Raw genomic sequence first — 25,579 nt, forward strand, 5'->3', positions numbered from 1 at the left:
TAGCTGCTGATACGACCGTGCGGTCACTCAGAGGTTGCGTCGGATTTGCCGTTTTCCTCGATCGGCAGACAAACGCGAAACAGGGCGCCCTCGTTGATTTGACTCTCGACGACGATGGAACCGCCATGGGCGGCGACGATCTGCTCGGAAATGAACAGACCCAACCCGAGACCGGCCACTACCGTCTTGGCGGAAACCCGTTCGAACTGTTGAAAAATACGTTTCTGGTTCTCGGAGCTGATGCCGATCCCGTGGTCCTGAACCTCAACCCGAGCTTCGTTGCCCTGGCGGTAGACGCGCACCTGAATCGGGCTCCTGCCGCCGTAACGCAAGGCGTTGGTCAGCAGATTGGAAATCACCTGCTCGATGCGGAACTCATCCCAGCAACCTTTTACCGGCATGTCTGCCTCGAAGGTGACGGTGGTTTCCGCCGCTTCGATTTGCGCAGCAAAATTTTGCAGCAGATTGCTCACCAACTGCACGAGGTCAAAGGAATTCGGCCGGATCGACAGCTTGCCGGTGCGAATCCGCGACACGTCGAGCATGTCCTCGATCAAGCGGATCAGGCTTTTGATCTGCCGCTCATCGCGATCGACCATGGCGTGCATCTTGTCGAGGGTGAACGCCGCGGCGTTGTCACGCGCCAGGTGCATCTTGCGCAATTGAGTTTCGAGTATCAGGCCATTGAGTGGTGTACGCACCTCGTGGGCGACGATTGACATGAAGTCATCGCGCATCCGCACTGCTTGCTCGAGCTCCGACTGGGTGCTCTGCAATTGCTGCAGCAGCGCTTCCTGCTCCCGCCGGGCCTGCTCCAGCGCTTCGACCTGTTGCTTCATGGCCTTGCTCTGGCGATACAGATCGACGAATACGTTGACCTTGCTTTTCACCGCGTGAATATCCAGCGGCTTGTGCAGGAAGTCCACCGCGCCGCTCTCGTAGCCCTTGAACGCGTAGTTCAGTTCGCGGCCGGCGGCGCTGACGAAAACGATCGGAATGTTCTTGGTTTTCTCGGTACCGCGCATCAGCTCGGCCAGTTCGAAGCCGTTCATGCCGGGCATCTGCACGTCGAGAATGGCCATGGCAAACTCGTGTTGCAGCAGCAGCGACAACGCTTCGTCAGCCGACAACGCCTTATAGACGGTGCGGTCTTCGCGTTTGATCAGCGCTTCGAGAGCCAGCAGGTTCTCGGGCAGATCGTCGACGATCAGCAGTTTTGCCTGAATATTACTCAGCATGCGATTTGTTCCAGCTCGACTAGCAGACGGCCGATGCCGTGAATGGGTAAGACATGATCCGGCTGCTGAATTTTCAGCGCTGCCAGAGGCATGGTGGCGACCTGAGCGTCGCTGGGCTCCTGCACAATGGTCAGCCCGCCGCAGCGTTTGACCTGCGCCAGCCCGCGCGCGCCATCGTGATTGGCGCCGGTCAGCAACACAGCGGCCAATTTGGGTCCGTAGACATCGGCAGCAGACTCGAACAGATAGTCAATTGATGGCCGCGAATGATGAAGGCGATCCTCAAGGCTCAAGGACAAACTGCGATCCTGCTCCACCGACAGGTGATAACCGGGCGTGGCGAAATACACCGTGCCGGCCTGGATATCCTGCTTGTCCGTGGCCTCTTCGACCGGCATCAGCAGACGTCGGGCGAACACTTCAGCCAACTGGCTGCGACGCTCCTCCGGCAAGTGCAGCACGATGATGATCGGCAGCACAAAACCCTGGCGCAACGGGCCAAGCAGCTTGATCAATGCCTCGACGCCACCAGCGGAAGCACCGACCACAATAGCCTCGATTCGAGGCAAATCCGCAGTGTCGTTCATTTTTTGCGGTAGATCCGTTCTTGCTTTACCAGCGGCTCGAACTGGTTCGCATAGCTGGAAAAATCCAGCGTCTCCTTGCTGCCCAGTACAAGAAAACCGCGATGACAAAGCGATTCATGGAACAGCCCGAACGCTCTGTCCTGAAGCTTCTTGTTGAAGTAGATCAGCACATTGCGGCAAGAAATCAATTGAGTTTCGGAGAACACACTGTCAGTGGCCAGGCTGTGGTCGGCGAACGTCACGTTTTCGCACAGGCTTTTGTCGAAAATCGCGTAACCATAAGCCGCCGTGTAGTAATCGGCAAATGAACACTGGCCACCGGCCTGCTGATAATTGGCGGTGTAGGCCCGGACATTTTCCATCGAGAAAATACCCTGCTTGGCCTTGTCCAGCGAACGCGGGTTGATGTCGGTCGCGTAGATGATCGTGCGATCGAGCAGGCCCTCTTCGCGCAGCAAAATCGCCATCGAATAGACCTCCTCCCCGGTGCTGCACCCGGCAATCCAGATCTTGATCGACGGATAGGTGCGCAGCAGCGGCACCACCTCATTGCGAATGGCGAGGAAGTGCGACGGATCACGAAACATCTCGCTGACCGGAATCGTCAGCAATTGCAGCAACTGCATGAACGCTGTCGGGTCATGCAGGACTTTCTCCTGTAACGCAGAGATGGTCGCGCACTCGAACTGGCTCAATGCGTGCTGCACCCGACGCTTGATCGAAGCGCCGGAGTAATCGCGAAAATCGTAGCTGTATTTGAGGTAGATCGCCTCAATCAACAGCCGCAATTCGATTTCACTGTTTCGCTCTAATGAGTGATTGCCGTCCACTAAATGCGTTCCATCTTCGGTAACCACACACGAATCAGCGAGAACAGGCGATCCAGGTCGATAGGCTTGGCCAGATAATCGTTGGCACCCGCTTGCAGGCAGCGCTCCTGATCGTCCTTCATGGCCTTGGCCGTCACCGCAATAATGGGCAGTTTGCGCCAGCGCGGATCCTTGCGGATCTCAATGGTGGCTTCGAAACCATCCATTTCCGGCATCATCACGTCCATCAGCACCAGATCGATGTCCTCGACTTCATTGAGTTTTTCAATCGCCTCACGACCGTTCCGGCCGATCACCACGACTGCGCCTTTGGTCTCCAGCGCGCTGGTCAGGGCGAAGATGTTGCGTACATCGTCGTCCACCAGCAGCACTTTGCGACCTTCGAAGACCTTGTCGCGGCTGCGCGCGGTCTTGAGCATCTTCTGCCGTTCATGGGACAACTGTGATTCGACTTTGTGCAGAAAGAGTGTGACCTCATCCAGCAAGCGTTCCGGTGAACGCGCGCCCTTGATGATGATCGAGCGCGAATACTTGCGCAGCTCGGCCTCTTCGTCGCGGGTCAGGTTGCGCCCGGTGTAGACAATCACCGGAGGGAACGAACAGATGTCTTCGGTGGACATGCGCTTGAGCAACTCGTTGCCGAGCATGTCCGGCAGCTTCAGGTCGATCACCATGCAATCAAAGATCGTCGTGCGCAGCAGATCCAGAGCCTCTTGAGCAAGGCCCACGGCGGTGATTTCGATGTCTTCATCGCCAATCAGCCGCGCAATGCTTTCGCGCTGCAGGTCATCGTCCTCGACCAGCAGCACGCGTTTCACCTTTTGCGTCAGCTTGGCTTCGAGACGGGCGAACACGTCCTTGAGCTCTTCGCGGGTGGTCGGCTTGACCGCGTAACCGATCGCACCCATGTGCATCGCCGCTTCGACACGATCCTCGACCGAGATCACGTGGACCGGGATGTGACGGGTCTCGGCGCGCTCTTTCAAACGCTGCAGCACGGTCAGACCGGAGTGGTCTGGCAGGCGCATATCGAGCAGGATCGCATCCGGCAAGAAATCCCGCGCCAGATCGTAGCCTTCGTCCGCCCCATGGGCGACCAGGCACTGATAACCCAACTCATGCGCCAGGTCGTAAAGGATGTGAGCGAAATTCGGCTCGTCCTCGACCACCAGAATGCAGCGGGTCGCAAACGGCCCTTTGTCGCGGTCATCGGCAAAGCGCGGGATGTTGACCGGGGCAAGTGATGTAACCGGCGCTGCCGACGCGGCAACGTGCGTAACGGCCGCGGGCGGAGTAAAGCTCAGCGGCGTGAACGCTGTATCACCCGGCTCGCTGTACTGCAACGGCAATACCAGGGTAAACACACTGCCCTGCCCCGGCGTGCTGCTGACACTGATAGAACCGCCGAGCAACATTGCCAGGTCCCGGGAAATCGATAACCCCAGCCCGGTGCCGCCGTACTTGCGATTGGTGGTGCCATCGGCCTGACGGAAGGCTTCGAAGATGCTTTCCTGCTGATCCGTGGCAATGCCGATCCCCGAATCCTGAACGATGAAGGCAATGTGCTCATCGGGCTGACTGGCAATCGTCAGGCTGACCGAGCCTTGCTCGGTGAACTTGATGGCGTTGGACAGCAGATTTTTGATCACTTGTTCCAGACGCTGGCGGTCAGTAAACATCATTGTCGGGGCGCCGGGTTGCACTTCGACACGGAACGCCAGCTTCTTATCCGCCGCGATCGGTTCAAAGACACCCCGCAAACCGTCCGCCAGCCGTGCGACGTGGGTGTTTTCCGGCAGAACTTCCAGCTTGCCCGCCTCGACCTTGGAGATGTCGAGGATATCGTTGATCAAGTTGAGCAGATCGTTGCCGGCGGAATAGATCGACTCGGCAAACTTGACCTGCTCGGGACTGAGGTTGTCCTGCGGGTTTTCCGCGAGCAACTTGGCGAGGATCAGCGAACTGTTCAGCGGTGTGCGCAGTTCGTGAGACATGTTTGCGAGGAACTCGGACTTGTACTTGCTCGAACGCTGCAACTCTTCGGCACGCTCTTCGAGTTGCACCTGAGCTTGATTCAGCTCGGTGTTTTTCAAGTCCATGGCGTCGCGTTGTTCTGCAAGTGTCTGGGCCTGTTCAGCCAGTTGCTCGTTGGTCTGCTCAAGCTCCACTTGCTGGGTTTCCAGATGCGCCTGGGACTCCTTGAGAATCCGCGACTGCTCTTCCAGCTCTTCGTTGGCGGTTTTCAGCTCTTCTTGCTGCACCTGCAACTCTTCGTTGAGTTGCTGGGTTTCGGCCAACACTTCCTGCAGGCGCTGGCGATAACGGGCCGCCTCGATAGAGGTGCCGATATTGCTGGCGATCAGCTCCAGCAACTCGATGTCGCGGTCATTGAGCGGACGCAGGAAACCCAGCTCGATCACGCCGTTGACCCGATCGTCTTCGCTGGTCGGCACCACCAGCACACTGTGCGGCAGACCGTCGCCAAGACCGGAACTGACCTTGAAGTAATCGAATGGCACCGAATCCAGCCGAACCAGGCGCGCCTGCTGCACCACTTGACCGACAATGCCTTCAGCACTGTGAATCGCCTGCCCGTGTTCTTCCTGTTCCCGCGAGAAGCCATAGGTGGCGACCCGCTTCAGGTCACCGTGCTCTTCGCGTACATAAAGAGCCGCCACCGCGCTGCCGAGATATTGGGCGCAGAACTGCAGAATGTTGCGTCCCAACAGATTCAGTGTCAGTTGCCCCAGCACTTGCTCGGCCAGTTCGGTCTGGCCGTTGCGCAGCCAGGCCTGGCGTTCCAGGCGCTCGGCGCTGGCTTGCTGTGCGGCCAATGTGGCGCCGTAGTTTTGCGACAGATTGACCAGATCGCGCCGACCAATGTAGGCCAGCAACCCGCTGATACCCGCGACAAACAGCAGATAAAGGGTGATGCTCCAGATCGTAGTGCGGCGCACCTCTTCATTGCGCGAGGCGCGCAACTGCTGCTCCATGTCGATCACATCTTCGAACTGCTTGCGAATCTCGTCCGTCAGACGCTTGCCGCGCCCGGCTCTCACCGCACCACGGTAATCACCGCTGCTGCGCTGCAAATCGATCATCGATTGCGCGTAGGTCGCCCATTCGGTCTGCAACGCTTGCAGGCGGCGCAAACGATCGATTTGCACTGGATTGTCGGCTGTCAGCTCAAGCAACGTATTGAGCGCCACGGCGATTCGCGGCCTGGCTGTTTCGTACGGGTCGAGGAAGTGCTCATCGCCGCTTAACAGGTAACCGCGCATGCCGGTTTCCAGATCCACGGTCAGTTTCACCGCTTCGTTGGCGTTATTGATCACGCGGTCAGTGTGTTCAACCCACTGGATGACCGATAGCAGGTAAGTGATCAGCGACACGAAGAACACCGCACTGAGCACGCCGACGCCCAGTGGCAGACTGACGTTGCGACTCAGGAGTTTGCGAAAGCGTTGCTCATCAACCGAAGACGGAGAGGACATGGGGCAGCCTTGTCGAACTGTTGAAAACCCGAGAGTTTGCCCCAAAACACCGGCCTGGATCCATTTTTCTGACGATTTTGGCAGTAAATTCCTACATTTGCCTGCGCCTGGGTGCGTGCCAACAGTTATCCTTGCACGCCTCGCAGCTGCTAATCTTTTTTGTATCAAAACGGGAACTTGTGGCTATGCGCCACTTACTCATGCAAGAGCCCGGTATTTTTGATCGACCGGCGCGCCCCAACCCTACCCTTGAGAGCTTAATTATGTCCGCCACCCTTTCCACCATCCTTGTAGTCGAAGACGATGCCATCGTGCGCATGCTGATCGTCGATGTCCTCGAGGAACTGGACTACAAAGTGTTGGAGGCTGACGGTAGCGAACAGGCGCTGGAAATTCTGGTGGATACGGCCAGTCACATTGATCTGATGATGACGGATGTCGGTTTGCCCGGTATGGATGGCCGTGAACTGGCCCTGGAAGCGCGTAAAATGCGTCCCGAATTGCCAATCCTGTTTGCCAGTGGTTACGCCGAAAGTATCGATGTGCCAGATGGCATGCACGTTATCGGCAAACCGTTTTCGATTGACGAACTACGCGACAAGGTGAAGGGCATTCTTGTAACTCAAGACACTTGATCATGTAGTCCCTGGCACGACCAGATTCCCGGAAGCGCCCCACACTCTGCGCCTCGACGCCCCTCCCAACGGATATCGACAAACCGGAGACTGTCCGGTTTGTGTTTTAATTCGCGCTGTTTTTTCCCCACCGTATGTTTAGGAATTCGCGTTATGAGTCAGCCTGCAACCAAAGTTCTCGTCATTGGTTATGTCTGGCCCGAACCCCGTTCCTCCGCTGCCAGCGGGCACGTGATGCAGATTCTCGAGACGTTCCTGACCCAAGGCTGGGACATCACCTTCAGCAGCCCGGCGGGGCCCGGTGAGCACAAGGCCGATTTGTCTGCACTGGGGATCCGCGAGGTGCCGATCGAACTCAATAACAGCAGCTTCGATACCTTCATCAGCAACCTGGCGCCCGACATTGTGTTGTTCGACCAGTTCATGATGGAAGAACAGTTCGGCTGGCGGGTTGAAAAGCATTGTCCAGACGCCCTGCGTGTTCTGGAAACATCCGATTTGCAAAGCCTGCGACATGCCCGCCATCAACGTCAGAAGGATCGTTTGAAAATCAACGACGATCAGGATGACTTCAGCGATTTGTTCGCCCCGGCATTGCGCGAAGAGTTTGAGTTGATGGCCGATACCGACCTGGCCAAGCGTGAAATCGCTGCGCTGTATCGCTGTGACTTGAACTTGATGATTTCCGAGGTCGAGATAGATCTGCTGGTGTCACAGTTCGGGCTGCCGCGACAACTATTGCACTGGTGCCCGTTGATGATCGAGTCGCCGACAGCAGCATTTCGCCCGTTCGAGGAACGCGCGCATTTTCTGAGCATCGGTAATTTTCGCCACGCGCCCAACTGGGATGCCGTGCTTTGGATGAAGACCACGATCTGGCCGCTGATCCGCCAGCAACTGCCGCAGGCGCAACTGCATATCTATGGTGCATACACCCCGCCCAAAGCCACTGCGCTGCATAATGCGGCGCAAGGGTTTCACATCATGAACTGGGCTGAGGATGCTTTGCAGGTTATGTCCGCAGCGCGGGTCTGTCTGGCCCCTCTGCGTTTCGGTGCCGGCATCAAGGGCAAACTGGTTGACGCCATGCTCTGCGGAACACCTAGCGTGACCACGCCGATCGGCGCCGAAGGCATGCACGGGGATCTCCCTTGGCCCGGCGCGGTCACACAAACGGCAAGCGACTTCGCGAACAATGCCGTTCAACTTTATACCGATGAGGCTCGCTGGCAAGCGAGCCAACTTGCAGGAACAGTATTGCTCAATGAGCGTTACCCTATTTCAGTTCATGGCCCGGCATTGATAAAAAAACTCATCAGTTACCAACTAAACCTGAAACAACTCAGGGCCAGTAACTTTATCGGAAACATGCTACGCCACCACTCCCACAAAAGTACTCAGTACATGGCGCAGTGGATTGAGGCAAAGAATCGTAACATTGCGCCAGACACCGATACTTAAGATCCGATAAACACACAATTCGAACAACATCATCATTAGTCAAATCTCTGTCATTCGTTATATACATCCTGCGCAGCTAACTTAAACAACTTACCAAGCCAGCAGGATGTAAACATGACACCGAGTAGTTTTAAGGATTTCCCCGCTCACGAGTGGATGAGAGCGACCCCTGAATGCGACAATCTATCGCTTAGAGAAATGACATTGCCCGGCACGCACAATGCGGGCTGCGACCTGGAAGCCTCTTACTCCAGTGTATTCACCCGTAACTGGTTCGCTTGTCAGGACGTGCCCTTCTATAGCCAGCTTAATCGCGGCGCCCGGGCGCTTGATGTACGCCTGGTCTATAACGCCAAAGCGAGTGGACTTGAGAAATTTCGTTTCATACATAACGGAGCCTGGTCTTCGCGCACACTGGCTGATCTTATTCGCGACATTAAAGCTTTTCTCGAACGAAGCTTTAACGAGTTCATCATTCTGGACTTTCACAAACTCGAACATGGTAACGAAAAGTTTGACTTCGGCTACTTCAGCGACATGATGAAGGAGCACCTTGGAGAACACATCATACCGACAGAAAACATGAACCTGACGCTTGGAGAATTAAAGGCAGTCAGCCGCCCTCAGCGCGTTCTGGTCACCGCGCCTTATAACAGCAGTCTTGATAGAAAAGTCTTCGCATCTGAAACCCCGCATCGATGGGCCGGCAGCGACGGTTCAAGGATTTTTGAAGATACTTTCTCTCACTCGCGTTTAAAACTTTATATCGCTGAAGTTATGGCCAATCCTCCCGGGCAACGGGCGCCGTGGTCGCTGTCGGCTGCCATCTATGACGCGGGTGGGCCAGTCAGAATGCTGGAAGAGCTCGACGAATGGTTCGACCCGGCAAAAAGTGATTGGGCGGAAAAATGCAGCATCATCAACTTCGACTTTATTAAAAACTCCAAGCTCGTCTATTTCTGTTATCTGGCAAATCTCAAGAGGGCGGGCAAAAAGGCTCACCAGGGTTGATCAGCCAGCCTATTGAAGTATCGGGCTGGCACCTTAGGCCATGAAAGAGGCATGATCGCCAGGCGATAACAAAAAAGTGTCCAGCCATGACCCGCACCGCACGCGTGACCGACCCCTCTTACGAGTTGATGGATGACCACAACGGGCTGTCCATCATCTACCGCCAGCATGGTTTTCCCTGCCCGTTGGTGCGTTGGCATTTTCACAAGGAATACGAACTGCACCTGATCGTTGCCAGTTCGGGCAAAGTGTTCATCGGCGACTACATCGGCAACTTCTATCCAGAATCGCTGTTCCTCACCGGGCCCAATCTGCCGCACAACTGGATCAGCCAGGTGGCCGAAGACGAAATCGTCGAAAAGCGCGACATGCTGGTCAATTTCACTGATGAGTTGTTCGAGAGCGGCCACCAGGTGTTCGCCGAATTGAAGACGCTGGCGCCATTGTTGGAGCGTGCTCAGTACGGCATCGAGTTCCGCTGCAAACGCACGATTCGCCAGGCCATGACGTTGATGCAAAGAATCGCCGACAGCAGCGGCGTCACTCGGCTTGGGCACTTTTTCATCCTCATGGAGTTGCTCGCAGCCAGCGATGAATTCCAGTTATTGTCCGGCGCCACCACGCCGCAACTGGCGGACGAGCACAATATCGATCGCACCAACCGCGCGGTCGATTACATCTTCAGCCACTACGCCCGGGACATTTCCCTGGAAGAAGTCGCCGAGCATCTGAGCATGACACCGACCTACTTCAGCCGCGTATTCAAACAGGCGACCGGGCGCACCTTCATCGAGTTCGTCAATCGCTTGCGCATCAGCAAATCCTGCGAGCTGTTGGCCGATGGAGATAAACCGGTGACGGATGTGTGCTTCGAGTCCGGATTCAACAATATTTCCAACTTCAATCGGCGCTTTCAGCAGCTCAAGGGCATGACACCTTCGCATTATCGACGCCTGGCGGTGCAGCGCCTGACTGAGCAAAACCACAGCTGAAAGCAGGATCAAAAGATCGCAGCCTTCGGCAGCTCCTACACCGGTCTTCTGTAGGAGCTGCCGAAGGCTGCGATCTTTTGAACTTGGCTATTAATCTCTGAAAACCTGTACATATCCGATGTCCTCCCCACGCTGCAATCCCCTTCCCTGCGTTTACCCGGTCAAAGTCCAGTACAAAAAAGTATCAGTCGAAGTGCGATGGATGATTTGTCAGTCCTGCGATTGAACGCTGTAATCAGCACACATTCTTCCTGCATTCGGAAGACACAAAAACAATAACCGTCCTTCTGCCTCCCCCCGGGGTGCAGAAAAAGGAGTGCACGATGCAACCCACTGCAAAAGCTCTGCTTGCCCTCACCTGCATGACCCTCAGCAGCGTCAGCCTTGGCGCCCAGCCCCTGACCATCGCCACCGTCAACAACAGCGACATGATCCGCATGCAGAAGCTCTCGAAAACTTTCGAGGCCGAGCACCCGGACATCAAGCTCAATTGGGTCGTGCTGGAAGAAAACGTCCTGCGTCAGCGCCTGACCACCGACATCGCCACTCAAGGCGGGCAGTTCGACGTGTTGACCATCGGCATGTACGAAGCTGCACTGTGGGGCGCCAAGGGTTGGCTTGAACCGATGAAAGACCTGCCGGCCAGTTACGCCCTCGACGATGTGTTCCCGTCGGTGCGCGAAGGTCTGTCGGTCAAGGGTTCGCTGTATGCCCTGCCGTTCTACGCCGAAAGCTCGATCACCTATTACCGCACCGACCTGTTCAAAGAGGCCGGCCTGACCATGCCAGAGCGTCCGACCTGGGAACAGATCGCTGGTTTCGCGGAAAAACTCACCGACAAAGATAAAGAGCAATACGGCATCTGCCTGCGCGGCAAGGCCGGTTGGGGCGAGAACATGGCGTTGATCACCACCGTGGCCAATGCCTATGGCGCGCGCTGGTTCGATGAGCAGTGGAAGCCTGAATTCACGGGGCCCGAGTGGAAAAACGCGCTGAATTTCTATGTCGACACCATGAAGAAATCTGGCCCGCCGGGTGCCTCCAGCAACGGTTTCAACGAAAATCTTGCGCTGTTCAACAGCGGCAAATGCGCCATCTGGGTCGATGCCAGCGTCGCCGGCTCGTTCGTCACCGACAAGACCCAGAGCAAGGTTAGCGACCACGTCGGCTTCACCTTCGCACCGCATCAAGTCACAGACAAAGGTTCGGCATGGCTGTATTCGTGGGCTCTGGCGATTCCGACCAGCTCCAAGGCCAAGGATGCCGCGAAAACCTTCAGCGCCTGGGCCACGTCGAAAGAATACGGCGCACTGGTTGCCGAGAAGGACGGGATCGCCAACGTACCGCCGGGCACCCGCGCCACGACCTACAGCGATGCCTACATGAAAGCGGCGCCGTTTGCCAAGGTCACGCTGGAATCGCTGAAAGCCGCCGACCCGAGCAAACCGACGCTGAAACCGGTGCCGTACATAGGCATTCAACTGGTGACCATCCCTGAGTTCCAGGCGGTGGGCACTCAGGTCGGCAAGCTGTTCTCGGCGGCGCTGATCGGCCAGACCACGGTGGATCAGGCGCTGGCGTCAGCGCAGCAGACCACTGAACGCGAGATGAAGCGCGCGGGTTATCCGAAGTAAACCAGCGCATTTCCATGTGGGAGCGAGCCTGCTCGCGAAAGCGCCAGGTCAGTCACTGAGATGTTGAATGTGACGGCCTCTTCGCGAGCAGGTTCGCTCCCACAGTTGATCTTCATCCGCCCGTCGCTAATCGGTTATTGCCATGAATACTTCAACTGCCAAAGCCCAAATCGACCTGTCCCGGCCGCAGCGCAAAAGCCGCGTGGCCAATCCCGGCTGGTTTCTGGTCAGCCCCTCCGTGGCCTTGTTGCTGCTGTGGATGATCGTGCCGCTGGGCATGACCATCTACTTCTCGTTGATCCGCTACAACCTGCTCTACCCCGGTGAAAACCAGTTCGTGGGGCTTGAGAACTTCACTTATTTCCTGACCGACTCAGGGTTCATGCCCGGCGCCACCAACACCTTGCTATTGGTTGGCAGCGTGTTGCTGATCAGTGTGGTGTTCGGCGTGTTGATCAGCGCGTTGCTGGAGGCCAGCGAGTTTCTCGGCCGTGGCATCGTGCGGGTCATGCTGATTTCGCCTTTCTTCATCATGCCCACGGTCGGCGCGCTGATCTGGAAGAACCTGATTTTCCATCCGGTGTCGGGAATCCTCGCCTACATCTGGAAACTGTTCGGCGCACAACCGGTGGACTGGCTGGCGCACTACCCGCTGCTGTCGATCATCATCATTGTTTCGTGGCAATGGCTGCCCTTCGCGATCCTGATCCTGATGACGGCCATGCAGTTCCTCGACCAGGAGCAGAAAGAAGCCGCGCGCCTCGACGGTGCAGGTCCCATCGCCATCTTCTGGCACCTGACGCTGCCGCACCTGGCTCGGCCGATTGCGGTGGTGGTGATGATCGAAACGATCTTCCTGCTGTCGGTGTTCGCCGAGATTTTCACCACCACCAACGGCGGCCCCGGTTACGCGTCTACCAACCTCGCCTACCTGATCTACAACCAGGCGCTGGTGCAGTTCGACGTCGGCATGGCCTCGGCGGGCGGCTTGATTGCCGTGGTCATCGCCAACATCGCCGCGATCATTCTGGTGCGGATGATCGGCAAAAACCTGACTGACAAAGCCTGAGGCCTGCCATGACTCTTCAACAATCCCGCCGGCTGCAAAGCCTGCTGCTCGGCACCCTGGCCTGGGCCATCGCGATCGTGATTTTCTTCCCGATCTTCTGGATGGTGATGACCAGTTTCAAGACCGAAATCGACGCCTTCGCCACGCCGCCGCAGTTCATCTTCACGCCCACGCTGGAGAATTACCTGCACATCAACGAGCGCAGCGACTACTTCAGTTTTGCCTGGAATTCGGTGGTGATTTCCTTCAGCGCTACCGCGCTGAGCCTGCTGATTGCGGTGCCGGCCGCCTACTCGATGGCGTTCTACGAAACCCAGCGCACCAAAGGCACGCTGCTGTGGATGCTCTCCACCAAAATGCTGCCGCCAGTGGGCGTATTGATGCCGATCTACCTGCTGGCCAAGAGTTTCGGCCTGCTCGATACGCGCATCGCGCTGATCGTGATCTACACACTGATCAACCTGCCGATTGTGGTCTGGATGGTTTACACCTACTTCAAGGACATCCCCAAAGACATCCTCGAAGCCGCCCGCCTCGACGGCGCCACGCTGTGGCAGGAAATGGTCCGTGTGCTGCTGCCAATCGCCAAGGGCGGCCTCGCCTCGACCGTGCTGCTGTCGCTGATCCTGTGCTGGAACGAGGCCTTCTGGTCGCTGAACCTGACCTCCTCGAAAGCCGCACCACTGACCGCGTTAATCGCCTCGTACTCAAGCCCCGAAGGGTTGTTCTGGGCCAAGTTGTCGGCGGTGTCGACTCTGGCCTGTGCGCCGATTCTGATCTTCGGCTGGATCAGCCAGAAACAACTGGTGCGCGGGCTGTCGTTTGGCGCTGTGAAATGAAGATATTCAATCGAATGCGATTCCCTGTGGGAGCGAGCCTGCTCGCGAAAGCGGTGTGTCATCCAACAAAGATGGTGACTGATACGGCCCCTTCGCGAGCAGGCTCGCCCCCACAGAAAAGCCGATCCGGTTCAACTGAATAATAAAATGCGGAGGCCCATCACCATGGCCAACCTGAAAATCAAGAATCTGCAAAAAGGCTTCGAAGGTTTCTCCATCATCAAGGGCATCGACCTGGAAGTGAACGACAAGGAATTCGTGGTCTTCGTCGGCCCGTCCGGCTGCGGCAAGTCCACGCTGCTGCGTCTGATCGCAGGCCTGGAAGAAGTCAGCGACGGCACCATCGAACTGGATGGCCGCGACATCACCGAAGTCAGCCCGGCCAAACGCGACCTGGCGATGGTGTTTCAGACCTACGCGCTTTATCCGCACATGACCGTGAAAAAGAACATGTCTTTCGCACTCGATCTGGCCGGTGTGCCGAAAGCCGAAGTCGAGCAGAAAGTCGGTGAGGCGGCGCGCATTCTTGAGCTCGGGCCGATGCTTGAGCGCAAACCCAAACAGCTCTCCGGCGGTCAGCGTCAACGTGTCGCGATCGGCCGCGCCATCGTGCGCAATCCGAAAATCTTCCTGTTCGACGAGCCGCTGTCCAACCTCGACGCCGCGCTGCGCGTGCAGATGCGACTGGAACTGCTGCGCCTGCACAAGGACCTGCAAGCGACCATGATCTACGTGACCCACGATCAGGTCGAAGCGATGACCATGGCCGATAAGGTCGTGGTGCTCAATAGCGGCAGGATCGAGCAGGTCGGCTCGCCGCTGGACCTCTATCACAGCCCGGCCAACCTGTTCGTAGCCGGTTTCCTCGGCACACCGAAAATGGGTTTCCTCAAGGGCAAGATTACCCGCGCCGACGGCCCAAGCTGCGAAGTCGCGCTGGACGCTGGTACTCGCATCACCCTGCCTTTGAACGCCGCGCACCTGAGCGTCGGCAGCGCTGTGACCCTGGGTATTCGCCCGGAACATCTGGAGCTGGCACAACCGGGCGACTGCACCCTGCAAGTCACCGCCGATGTCAGCGAACGTCTGGGCAGCGACACCTTTTGCCACGTCAAAACCAACGCAGGCGAAGCCCTGACCATGCGTGTGCGCGGTGATCTGGCGAGCCGTTATGGCGAGCAACTGAACCTCTATCTGGACGCCGCCCACTGCCATTTATTCGATGCCGAAGGCGTGGCGCTGGCCCGTCCGCTGCGTGCGGCTGCCTGATTTTTTCGAGAGTTTTCCCATGAAACTGAACAAACAAAATCTCAACCGCCTCGCCGCCGAAGTGCAACTGCCGGCCTACAGCCTCAGCGACACTCGCCAAGGCATCGCGCACATTGGCGTCGGTGGCTTTCACCGGGCGCATCAGGCGTATTACACCGACGCGCTGATGAACACCGGCGAAGCCCTGGATTGGGCGATTTGCGGTGTCGGCCTGCGCGCCGAAGACCGCCGCGCCCGCGACGATCTCAAAGAGCAGGATTACTTGTTTACCCTGTTCGAACTCGGCGACAGCGATGACACCGAAGTACGCGTTATCGGCGCGATTCGCGACATGCTCCTGGCCGAAGACGGCGCGCAGGCGTTGATCGACAAACTCGCCGATCCGCAGATCCGCATCGTCTCGCTGACCATCACCGAGGGCGGTTACTGCATCGACGACAGCAACGGCGAATTCATGGCGCACCTGCCGCAGATCCAGCACGATCTGGCGCACCCAGGCGCACCGACAACCGTGTTCGGCTTCCTCTGCGCGGCCCTGGAGAAACGCCGTGGCGCAGGCACGCCGGCGTTCACGATCATGTCCTGCGATAACCTGCCGCACAACGGCGCGGTGACCCGCAAGGCGCTGCTGGCCTTCGCCACCCTGCGCAACACCGGGCTGCGCGACTGGATCGAGCAGAACGTCAGTTTCCCCAACGCGATGGTCGACCGCATCACACCGATGACCAGCACCGCGCACCGTCTGCAGCTTGCCGACAAACATGCGGTGGACGACGCCTGGCCGGTGGTCTGCGAACCGTTTGTGCAGTGGGTGCTGGAAGACAAATTCGTCAACGGTCGCCCGGCGTGGGAGAAGGTTGGCGTGCAGTTCACCGACGACGTGTCGCCGTACGAAGAGATGAAGATCAAATTGCTCAATGGCAGCCATCTGGCGCTGACCTATCTGGGTTTTTTGAAGGGCTATCGCTTCGTCCACGAAACCATGAACGACCCGCTGTTCGTGCGTTACATGCGCGCTTACATGGACCTGGATGTCACGCCGCAACTGGCGCCGGTGCCGGGTATCAACCTGGACGATTACAAAGACACGCTGGTAGCGCGGTTCTCTAACCAGGCGATTGCCGATCAGCTTGAGCGGGTGTGTTCGGATGGTTCGTCAAAGTTTCCCAAGTTCACTGTTCCGACGATCAACCGGTTGATCGCCGATGGGCGCGAGACCCGCCGCGCGGCGTTGGTGGTGGCAGCCTGGGCGTTGTATTTGAAGGGCGTGGATGAGAATGGCGATACCTATTCCATTCCTGATCCGCGGGCTGTTTTTTGTCAGGCGCTGGTGGCGGATGATGCATTGATGACGGAGCGTTTGTTGGCGGTCGAGGAGATTTTCGGCACGGCGATACCGAGGTCGACGGAGTTTGTCGCAGCGTTTGAATGGTGTTGCGATAGTTTGCGCGAGGTGGGTGTTACGCGGACTTTAGAACGGGTTCTTGCCTGAAAAGCCCCTCACCCTAGCCCTCTCCCCGAGGGAGAGGGAACTGACCGTGGTGGTTTTTTGAGTTGCATCGACCTGAGATACCGAGTCGAACTCAGGTGCTGAAAAGCATACAAAACGGCTCCCTTTCCCCCTCGCCCCCCCTTGGGGGGAGAGGGCTGGGGTGAGGGGGTGGCTCTTGATCTTCATCGCTAACCGACTGGTCCACATATGACAACCCGACAACTCTTCCTCGGCATAGACTGCGGCACCCAAGGCACCAAAGCGATCATCCTCGATGCCGCCAGCGGTCAGGTGCTCGGCCAGGGCGCCGCGGCGCACACGATGATCAGCGGCGCCAATGGCCGTCGCGAGCAAGACACTCAGCAATGGCTTGCAGCTTTCGCCCTCGCCACCCGCCAGGCGCTGCTGGCGGCGGATGTCGACGGCCAATCAATCCTCGGCATCGGCGTTTCCGGCCAGCAGCACGGTCTGGTGCTGCTCGATGATGAAGGCGAAGTCCTGCGCCCGGCCAAGCTCTGGTGCGACACCGAAACCAGCGCTGAAAACGACCGATTGCTCACCCATCTGGGCGGTGAAAAAGGCTCTCTGGAACGCCTCGGCGTAGTCATCGCCCCGGGTTATACCGTGTCAAAACTGCTCTGGACCAAGGAACAGCACCCAGACGTTTTCGCGCGCATTGCCCGCGTCCTGCTGCCCCACGATTACCTCAACTATTGGCTCACGGGTCGAGCCTGCAGCGAATACGGCGACGCTTCCGGCACCGGTTATTTCAACGTCCGCAGCCGCCAGTGGGATTTGCAGCTGTTGCGCGACATCGACCCCAGCGGACGCCTGCAAGCGGCGTTGCCGGAGCTGATCGATGCGCACGAAGCCGTAGGCACGATCCTGCCCGCGATTGCCGAACACCTCGGCATCAACCGCAACGCATTGGTGTCCAGCGGTGGCGGTGACAACATGATGGGCGCCATCGGCACCGGCAACATCCAGCCCGGCGCGATCACCATGAGCCTCGGGTCGTCCGGCACTGTGTACGCCTATGCCGATGCGCCAACGGTCAGTGGGGACGCTTCGGTCGCGACTTTTTGCTCCTCCAGCGGCGGTTGGCTGCCACTGATCTGCACCATGAACCTGACCAACGCCACCGGCGCGATTCGCGAACTGTTCGACCTCGATCTCGATCAGTTCAACACCCTCGTCGCCCAGGCCCCTATCGGGGCTGAAGGCGTGTGTATGCTGCCATTCCTCAACGGCGAGCGCGTCCCCGCCCTGCCCCACGCCACCGGCAGCCTGCACGGCTTGACGCTGGACAACCTGACCCAGGCCAATCTGTGCCGCGCCGCCATCGAAGGCACGACCTTCGGCTTGCGCTATGGACTGGATTTACTCCGGCACAATGGTTTACAAAGCCGCAGCATTTGCCTGATCGGCGGCGGTTCGAAGAGCGCCGTGTGGCGCCAAATCGTCGCCGACATCATGGACACCCCTGTCATCTGCACCGAACAAAGCGAAGCGGCCGCCCTTGGCGCCGCTATTCAGGCCGCGTGGTGCAAGTCATGGTCCCATGGTCACGAAGACACGCTGGCCGATCTCTGCCAGCGCTGCGTGAAGCTTGACCTGAGCAGTGAAACCCTGCCGAACGCCGCCAATGTCGCGGCGTTCCAGCAGGCTTATGAACGCTATCAACAGCATGTCGCAACCCTATAAAGAGCAAACAATTATGTATTTGGTGTGTGGCGAAGCGCTGTTTGATTTCTTCAGCGAAGACGATGCCAGTGGTCTGGCCTCGAAAGTGAACTTCAAGGCGATTGCTGGCGGCTCGCCGTTCAACGTCGCGGTGGGTTTGCGCCGTCTGGGTGTGGACTCGGCCTTGTTCGGCGGGCTGTCCACCGACTACCTCGGTCGCCGCTTGCAACAGGTGCTGCAGGACGAAGGTGTGCGCCCGGATTATCTGGTGGACTTCGCTGCACCGACCACGCTGGCGATGGTCGCCGTTGGTGCCAATGGCTCGCCGCATTACAGCTTTCGCGGTGAAGGCTGCGCTGACCGGCAACTGAGCCTGGCGCATCTGCCTACGCTAGGCCCCGAAGTACGCGGCTTGCACATCGGCTCGTTTTCCCTGGTGGTGCAGCCGATTGCCGACACACTGCTGGCGCTGGTGCAGCGTGAAAGCGGCAAACGCCTGATCAGCCTCGACCCCAACGTGCGCCTCAATCCCGAGCCGAATATCGACCTGTGGCGCGAACGAATCGCCACGCTGGTGCAACTGGCCGATCTGATCAAAGTCAGCGATGAAGACTTGAGCCTGCTGTATCCCGAGCAGGATCCGCAGCGGGTCATCGAAGGCTGGCTGGAGCATCGCTGCCACATGGTATTCCTCACCCGTGGCGGTGAAGGCGCAAGCGTGTTCAGCCGCGCCCACGGGTCCTGGTCGGTGCCGGCGTGTCCTGTGAAGATCGCCGATACCGTCGGCGCCGGTGACACTTTCCAGGCTGCATTGATTACCTGGCTGACCGAACAGGGTCTGGACTCGGTCGAAGGCGTGCAGCAATTGGCTCGCGAACAGATCGACGCGATGCTCAAGTTCGCCGTGCAAGCGGCAGCGCTGACCTGCAGCAAGACCGGTCCGGATCTGCCCTATCGTCATCAATTGACCTGAACGCGTAAACTGTCGCCCTTTTATGCGCATCACAGGACGACGGCTTTTGAATTCTCGGCAGACAATTGGACTATTGATACTCGCGGCGCTGTTGACGGGCTGCGGCACCTCGCCGCCCCGCTCGCCTGAAAACATCTGCGAGATCTTCCGGGAAAAAAGCGATTGGTACGACGCCGCGCAAGTCACGCAAAAGCGCTGGGGCGTGCCGATCCAGGTGCCGTTCGCAATCATGTATCAGGAGTCCGGCTACCGCTACGACGCCAAGACGCCACGCAAATACCTGCTCTGGATAATTCCGTGGGGCCGCGTCTCGACCGCATCTGGTTATGCGCAGGCCAAGGATGAAGTCTGGTCCGACTACCAGAAAAGCACCGGTAGAAACTGGGCCGACCGCGAAGACTTCGACGACGCCATCGACTTCATCGGCTGGTACATGGACAAGACCACCTCGATCAACGGCGTCTACAAATACGACGCCTATGGCCAGTACCTCAACTATCACGAAGGCTGGGGCGGTTATCGCAACAAGACTTACGCCAGCAAGGCGTGGCTGATGCCAACTGCGCGCAAGGTGCAGAATCGTTCCGACATGTATGCGCAGCAATATGCTGGCTGCAAGGAGGATCTGAATCGCGGGTTCTGGAGCCGGTTCTGGCATTGGCTATAACACCCGTGTAGTCACCCGCGAGCTCTAGCATGGCAAAGAGCATGTAGTCACCTGTCAGATATGCCAGTTGCCTGCGGCTTGTCTCTCCTTTCTACTAAGTTCGACAGCGCCATTAGCATCCACGGCGCCGTCAGGCCAGGACATCGAATTCTGCATCGACGCCTGTTTGCAAAACCTGAACGACGAACATGGAAGATCCGTCATGAACTTATCCCTTGCGCGACAAACCGCCATTTCTACCACTGTACTTTTACCGCTGTTGATGTTGATGCTCAGTCCCGCTCAAGCGGCGCCCCCTCAAGCCGTGCTGGTCGGACCGACCGGCAAGACGTGTAGGACCGCTGCGGTTACCGACAACGGTAACGTACTGGGCGCCTGCATAAATCAAACCCCAACGCAGGCCTGGTTTTTCCGTCCACCTTCAACCTTCATCAACTTGAAGCCACCGGCCTTGGGCTCGGCCTGCGACCCTCATCAAATGGGAGTCAATGTGATAGTGGGGACTTGTAAAAAGCTGCTAGGGATAAGTGGTGTTGTGACATGGTCTATTAATACGCCCTCAGGTCCGCCAACCGAACTCCTTCCTCTGATTCTGGATCTTAGAACTTCGTTTGGAGCCGCCAACCTGCACGGGCAAGTAGCAGGACAAAGTATCGGAACACGACAGACGGCAGTTCTATGGCCGCTGTTCGGTGAAGGAAAGCCGATCATGGTTTCCAACCGCTATGATAATTGCAAAGTTGCCGACATTAACGATGAGGCCCACAACGGCCTTCCAAATGTTGCGCTCAATTGTGGCAACAGCCCGAGGGTCGCGACCTACAATGGCGTTAAATATCTTGTAAACACGCTCAAGACGCCGGCAGATGCAATCAACTGCAAAGTTACCGCGATCAATAATAGCGATAAGGCCGCGGGAACCTGTCATTACACGAATGGCCCGTCCAAAGCGACCTTCTGGTCGAGTTTCGACGCAGTGCCGACAACACTGGCGTCTGCGAATGGCTACGCAACCGAGACCCAGTTTTTCAACGAAAACGACCTCATCGTCGTGAAGGAGACGGATACGACGCCTGGGCAAATCGTACGGCCGCGGTTGTGGCGCCAAGTGCCCAATCAAGCTCCCTATGTACCCGTACCTTCGGGCTGTAATCTCATCCAGGTCGACGCACTTGCCCAGGCCGTCGACAAGACCATCATGACCTGCGTGCCCACCGATTCGAATGCGCCGCTGGGCGTCTACACTTGGAGCCCTGCCGAAGGGTTGACTGAAGTACTGGGAATGGCCGGGACAGAAGATAACCTGGCGAGGGCAATTTCCATCAGTGGCACCCTTGGCGGTGGTTATGGCGTAACTCCTTCCGGCAGCGAGCAGGCTTTCCAGGTTTCACTTCCCGGACTTTGAAGCGACGCGCTGCTTGAAAAATGCTCGCTCCTACATTGGACGTCTATCGAACACAGAATCCGTGTTCAATGGAGATCCCTGTGGGAGCGGGCTTGCCCGCGATGACGATGGGTCTAATTCCGACAATCCAACGGTTACAACACCGAAAAGTTGTAACTCACAATCAACCGTGTCTCATCCACATCCCGGGCAAACTGCTGGTAATTCGTACGGTAAGTCGCATTACGCAAGCGTAAACTCACGTCCTTGAACGCCCCCGTCTGAATCACGTACTTCAACTCGCTGTCACGCTCCCACTCTTTGCCTTCCTGATCACTGCCCACGACCTTGATGTGATCACCGTTCACATAACGCGTCAGGAAACTCAGACCGTTGATGCCGATCGCCTTGAAGTCATAGTCATAACGCAGTTGCCAGGAGCGTTCCTGCGCGGCGGCGAAGTCGTTGACCTGCACATAGTTGATCAGATACGGGTTGCTGCCATCGAGGTACGGCATCGAGTTGTCGCCGTTCATGCGCTGCCAGCCACCACTGAAAGTGTGGCCGCTGATGGCGTAAGACAGCATGCCGCTCAGTGCACGGTTGTCGATTGAGCCGGCTTTTGCATCGCCGCTGTCGGCACTTTTCAGCAAGCGCAAGTCAGCTTTCAATACACCGTTGCCCAGCGGCTGATTGCCCAACAACCCGACGTAGTGCTGACGATAGATGTCTTCAAGTTCGGCGTAGTGATACTGCGCAGTCAGACGATCGTTGATCTTGTAGTCGAAGCCGTACATGTCGAAATGGTCGGCGGTGGTGTTACACGCGTAGCGCTTGTTCTTGCAGTGCACGCGGATGTCTTGCGAATCGGTGGAGTCACGCGCGGTGTACTTGTCCAGACGCGCCGCCATGAAGGTCAGATCCTTCACTTCTTTTGAAGTCAGCATTGCGCCGTTGAACATCGTCGGCAGCAAACGGCCGTCGTTGTATTTCAGCAGCGGCAGATCCGGCAGCAGCGCGCCGTACTTCAGCACGGTGTCCGAAACCTTCACTTTCGCGGTCAGGCCGATTTTCGCGTATTGATCTTTCGAACCGCGGGGGTCCTGCCCGCTGGACGGCAGCAAACCGCTGTTACTGCTGTCGGCGCTGGAATCCAGTTTGAAGCCGAGCATGCCCAGCGCATCGATACCGAAGCCAACCGTGCCCTCGGTGTAACCCGATTGCAGATTGAGAATGAAACCCTGCGCCGACTCTTCACGCTTGGACGCGCCCTGATCGTTGGACGTGTGCCCATCACGGAAATCGCGGTTGAAGTACACCGTGCGCGACTCGATTTTCGCCGTGGTGTCTTCAAGAAATCCGCCAGCCTGCACTTGCGCGGTGAAACCGGCGCACAGCACAAGGGCTCCGAAGCCAAACGACTGGCGCGGGGTGATGAGAAAAAAGGGGGGACGCATGAAAAACTCCAACATTGAAGCGTTTGCGCAAACGCGCAATAAGCCAGAAAAATAGCTCCCGTCCCGGATCAATGAAGCGCCGAGAGGAAGTGAACACGCAGGGGTGAGCCGCAATGATGGCAGATGGCTTTGACGTGCTACAGGCGACTTTAGTCTGAAACTGACTGGCTATTCTTCGGCGCTCTGCCGTTTGAACCCTCCAGATTGGCGAGCCATGCTTTTGGGGAATAGCCGATTTTATTGGGCCGAACGTTCGTCCTAAGGGTTTTCCCTATAACCCGCACAGGCTGGGCATACGGCATTTGCGCCTTGAACGAGACGGTCTAATCCTGCAACATCCACCTCCTGCTTATTCAACGGACGGAATTCAAGGCATGCTGGACGCCAACGCAACCCACATCACCCTCACCCTCGAAGGCGTTTCCGCTGACCTGCAAGTCCTGAGCTTCACCGGTCGCGAAGCCCTCAACGAACCGTTCCGTTTTGACCTCGAACTGGTCAGCGCTCGCCCCGACCTCAAGCTCGAAGAGTTGCTGCACAAGCGCGGCGTGCTGACGTTTGGTGCCACTGGCGAAGGCACGATCCACGGTTTGGTGTACCGCATCGAGCAAGGCGATTCCGGCAAAACCCTGACGCGCTACAGCATCAGCCTGGTGCCGCAACTCGCTTACCTGCGGCACAACCACGATCAGCAGATTTTCCAGCAACTGACCGTACCGAAGATCATCGCTCAGGTCCTGGAAGATCGCGGCATTCTTGCCGACGCCTACAGCTTCCAGCTCAGTGCCGAGTACCCGGAACGCGATTACTGCGTGCAGTACGACGAATCCGACCTGCATTTCATCCAGCGTTTGTGCGAAGAGGAAGGCATTCACTTCCACTTCCAGCACAGCAGCAGTGGCCACAAACTGGTGTTCGGCGACGACCAGACCGTTTTCCGCAAACTCAAAGCAGTGAGCTACCAGCAAGACTCCGGCATGAGCGCCGACAAACCAGTCATCAAGCGTTTCAACCTGCGCCTGGAAACCCGCACCACCCGCGTCAGCCGCCGCGACTACGACTTCGAAAAACCGAAGATCCTGCCCGAAGGCACGGCGAAAAGCCCTTTTGCCCCGGACCTTGAGGACTACGACTACCCCGGCCGCTTCACCACCCGCGAGCGCGGGAAATTCCTCTCGACCCGAGCACTGGAACGCCATCGCAGCGACTACAAACTCGCCGAAGGCAAAGGTGACGAGCCGACCCTCACCAGCGGCCATTTCCTCACCCTCGCCGAACACCCGCGCGCCGAGTGGAACGATATGTGGCTGCTGCTGGAAGTCTTCCACGAAGGCAAACAACCGCAAGTGCTCGGCGAAAACGTCACCAGCGACGTCACCGACAACAAAAGCGATTTCCACCAGGGCTACCGCAACAGCTTCATCGCGACCCCGTGGGACGCGCACTACCGCCCTGCCCTCGAACACCCGAAACCTAAAGTCCTTGGCAGCCAGACCGCCGTCGTCACCGGCCCGGCCGGCGAAGAAATCCACTGCGATCAATACGGCCGCATCAAAGTCCAGTTCCACTGGGACCGCGACGGCCAGGCCGACGATAAAACCACCTGCTGGATGCGCGTCGCCAGCGGCTGGGCCGGCGCAGCCTACGGCGGCATCGCCATCCCGCGCATCGGCATGGAAGTCCTCGTCACCTTCCTTGAGGGCGACCCCGACCAGCCCCTCGTCACCGGCTGCCTGTACCACAAGGAAAACGTCGTCCCCTACGACCTGCCGGCAAACAAAACCCGCAGCACCTTCAAAACCCTGAGTTCACCGGGCGGCAAGGGCTACAACGAGTTTCGGATCGAAGACAAGAAAGGCATCGAGCAGATCTACATCCACGCCCAGCGCGATTGGGATGAAAACATCGAGCACGACCAGAAGATTCGTGTGGGCAACGAACGGCACGACACCGTTGAAGCCAACACCCTGAGCGAGTTCAAGGTTGAAGAACACCGGATTACGCATCTGGATCGTAAAAGCGAAATGCGTGCGGATGATCATTTGACTGTCGGTGTGACTCAGCATGTGAAAGTGGGGACTGCTCAATTCGTCGAAGCCGGCACCGAAATCCACTACCACGCCGGCGACAAGGTTGTGGTTGAGGGGGGCATGGAACTCACGGCCAAGGCTGGCGGGAGTTTTGTGAAGGTTGATGCGGGTGGTGTAACGATTAGTGGCGCAGAGGTGAAGGTTAATACCGGGGGTGCGCCTGGGGTGGGGACCGGGATCGGGATTTTGATTCCGTTAATTCCGGGGTTGGCGGCGGCCGACATTGCCGGCAAGTTGATGGAAACGGCCAAAGCCAATCCGACGTGGCTGGAGTTGAATTTGCACTACGACAATCTGGAACCGGTGCCGGGCGCGTCTTATCGCGTGGATTTTGCCGATGGCTCGACCCGCGAAGGCGTGCTGGACGATGACGGCTTCGCCCGTTTGGAAGACGTGCCGAAAGGTCCGGCCAAAGTCTATTACGGCGAGGATCCGCGGCCTTTTGATCGCGAACCAGTGAAAATCGTCCAAAGTAGCGATGCAAAGGTCAATGAGGACATCCGAAAACTTGGACTCGATCCAGACAACGTTGATTTACAAGCACTAGTGGAGAAAGCCGCAGGGAGGCTGAGATGAGTGAAGAAGCGCAAACTGAAGACCGTACAGCAGCTTATAAAGAGGCAGCAGTCGAACTTGCGAAGGGTATTGCCTTAGGGAAACTCTGAAAAAGGCTTCCAGATTTGGTGAAATACCCGCCTCACAGGAATCGAACGGTTGAGTCCCGATGAAACAGATGTCCTTCGCCGATGCTGAGTACGCCGGCAAACGTAAGCA

The 25,579-nt window shown here is 57.7% G+C and carries 19 protein-coding genes; 14 read left to right on the forward strand and 5 right to left on the reverse strand.

Annotation, left to right across the window (positions count from 1 at the left end; translation table 11 throughout):
• Positions 1-23: 23 nt before the first annotated feature.
• Genes IEQ42_RS26405 through IEQ42_RS26420 form a run of 4 tightly spaced genes read right to left on the reverse strand, consistent with a single transcriptional unit; the run spans position 24 to position 6,149 of the window.
• A complete protein-coding gene (locus tag IEQ42_RS26405) occupies positions 24-1,238 on the reverse strand; it encodes a hybrid sensor histidine kinase/response regulator (RefSeq protein ID WP_210706071.1) in 1,215 nt (404 codons plus the stop codon).
• The gene (locus IEQ42_RS26410) at positions 1,232-1,825 is read right to left on the reverse strand and encodes a chemotaxis protein CheB (RefSeq protein ID WP_210706072.1); all 594 of its coding nucleotides are present in this window, start codon (positions 1,823-1,825) and stop codon (positions 1,232-1,234) included. The genes IEQ42_RS26405 and IEQ42_RS26410 overlap by 7 nt, the downstream gene beginning before the upstream one ends.
• Entirely contained in the window at positions 1,822-2,655 is an 834-nt protein-coding gene (locus tag IEQ42_RS26415) for a CheR family methyltransferase (RefSeq protein ID WP_042559287.1), read from the reverse strand. Before IEQ42_RS26415 ends, IEQ42_RS26410 begins: the two co-directional genes overlap by 4 nt.
• Positions 2,655-6,149: a response regulator gene (locus IEQ42_RS26420; RefSeq protein ID WP_210706073.1), complete on the reverse strand. Its 3,495-nt coding sequence runs from the start codon at positions 6,147-6,149 to the stop codon at positions 2,655-2,657. The genes IEQ42_RS26415 and IEQ42_RS26420 overlap by 1 nt, the downstream gene beginning before the upstream one ends.
• A gap of 263 nt (positions 6,150-6,412) precedes the next feature.
• Here IEQ42_RS26420 and IEQ42_RS26425 point away from each other — a divergent pair, with 263 nt between their 5' ends.
• From IEQ42_RS26425 to IEQ42_RS26485, 13 genes are all read left to right on the forward strand, one after another.
• Positions 6,413-6,784 carry a response regulator gene (locus tag IEQ42_RS26425; RefSeq protein ID WP_210706074.1) on the forward strand — a complete coding sequence of 124 codons (372 nt, stop codon included), beginning with the start codon at positions 6,413-6,415 and terminating at the stop codon, positions 6,782-6,784.
• 153 nt (positions 6,785-6,937) lie between these two features.
• A complete protein-coding gene (locus tag IEQ42_RS26430; protein WP_210706075.1) occupies positions 6,938-8,245 on the forward strand; it encodes a glycosyltransferase in 1,308 nt (435 codons plus the stop codon).
• Between the two features lie 114 nt (positions 8,246-8,359).
• Positions 8,360-9,256: a phosphatidylinositol-specific phospholipase C domain-containing protein gene (locus tag IEQ42_RS26435; RefSeq protein WP_210706076.1), complete on the forward strand. Its 897-nt coding sequence runs from the start codon at positions 8,360-8,362 to the stop codon at positions 9,254-9,256.
• Positions 9,257-9,342: 86 nt separating this feature from the next.
• Positions 9,343-10,248, forward strand: coding sequence for an AraC family transcriptional regulator (locus tag IEQ42_RS26440; RefSeq protein WP_210706077.1), 906 nt, complete (start codon positions 9,343-9,345; stop codon positions 10,246-10,248).
• A 323-nt stretch (positions 10,249-10,571) separates the two neighbouring features.
• Positions 10,572-11,882 (forward strand): ABC transporter substrate-binding protein, encoded by a 1,311-nt coding sequence (locus IEQ42_RS26445; protein WP_210706078.1) that lies wholly within the window; start codon positions 10,572-10,574, stop codon positions 11,880-11,882.
• 142 nt (positions 11,883-12,024) lie between these two features.
• Positions 12,025-12,951 (forward strand): carbohydrate ABC transporter permease, encoded by a 927-nt coding sequence (locus IEQ42_RS26450; protein WP_210706079.1) that lies wholly within the window; start codon positions 12,025-12,027, stop codon positions 12,949-12,951.
• A gap of 8 nt (positions 12,952-12,959) precedes the next feature.
• Positions 12,960-13,790: a carbohydrate ABC transporter permease gene (locus tag IEQ42_RS26455; RefSeq protein WP_150591945.1), complete on the forward strand. Its 831-nt coding sequence runs from the start codon at positions 12,960-12,962 to the stop codon at positions 13,788-13,790.
• A gap of 165 nt (positions 13,791-13,955) precedes the next feature.
• Positions 13,956-15,059, forward strand: a complete 1,104-nt coding sequence (locus IEQ42_RS26460; protein ID WP_210706080.1) for an ABC transporter ATP-binding protein — start codon at positions 13,956-13,958, stop codon at positions 15,057-15,059.
• Between the two features lie 19 nt (positions 15,060-15,078).
• The gene (locus tag IEQ42_RS26465; RefSeq protein WP_210706081.1) at positions 15,079-16,551 is read left to right on the forward strand and encodes a mannitol dehydrogenase family protein; all 1,473 of its coding nucleotides are present in this window, start codon (positions 15,079-15,081) and stop codon (positions 16,549-16,551) included.
• Positions 16,552-16,758: 207 nt separating this feature from the next.
• The gene (gene xylB, locus IEQ42_RS26470; protein ID WP_210706082.1) at positions 16,759-18,255 is read left to right on the forward strand and encodes a xylulokinase; all 1,497 of its coding nucleotides are present in this window, start codon (positions 16,759-16,761) and stop codon (positions 18,253-18,255) included.
• A gap of 13 nt (positions 18,256-18,268) precedes the next feature.
• On the forward strand, positions 18,269-19,207 hold the full coding sequence (locus tag IEQ42_RS26475) for a carbohydrate kinase family protein (RefSeq protein WP_210706083.1): 939 nt from the start codon (positions 18,269-18,271) through the stop codon (positions 19,205-19,207).
• Positions 19,208-19,229: 22 nt separating this feature from the next.
• Positions 19,230-19,874: a transglycosylase SLT domain-containing protein gene (locus IEQ42_RS26480; RefSeq protein WP_395593659.1), complete on the forward strand. Its 645-nt coding sequence runs from the start codon at positions 19,230-19,232 to the stop codon at positions 19,872-19,874.
• A 202-nt stretch (positions 19,875-20,076) separates the two neighbouring features.
• Entirely contained in the window at positions 20,077-21,279 is a 1,203-nt protein-coding gene (locus IEQ42_RS26485; RefSeq protein ID WP_210706085.1) for a hypothetical protein, read from the forward strand.
• A 134-nt stretch (positions 21,280-21,413) separates the two neighbouring features.
• On the opposite strand, the gene IEQ42_RS26490 is transcribed toward IEQ42_RS26485, so the two are convergent.
• Complete coding sequence (locus IEQ42_RS26490; RefSeq protein WP_210706086.1) at positions 21,414-22,715, reverse strand: OprD family porin; 1,302 nt, start codon at positions 22,713-22,715, stop codon at positions 21,414-21,416.
• A gap of 374 nt (positions 22,716-23,089) precedes the next feature.
• Between IEQ42_RS26490 and IEQ42_RS26495 the strand changes: the two genes are divergently transcribed.
• Positions 23,090-25,381, forward strand: a complete 2,292-nt coding sequence (locus IEQ42_RS26495; protein WP_210706087.1) for a type VI secretion system Vgr family protein — start codon at positions 23,090-23,092, stop codon at positions 25,379-25,381.
• Positions 25,382-25,579: the final 198 nt, after the last annotated feature.

Source organism: Pseudomonas iridis (assembly GCF_017980685.1).
Classification (GTDB): Bacteria; Pseudomonadota; Gammaproteobacteria; order Pseudomonadales; family Pseudomonadaceae; genus Aquipseudomonas; species Aquipseudomonas iridis.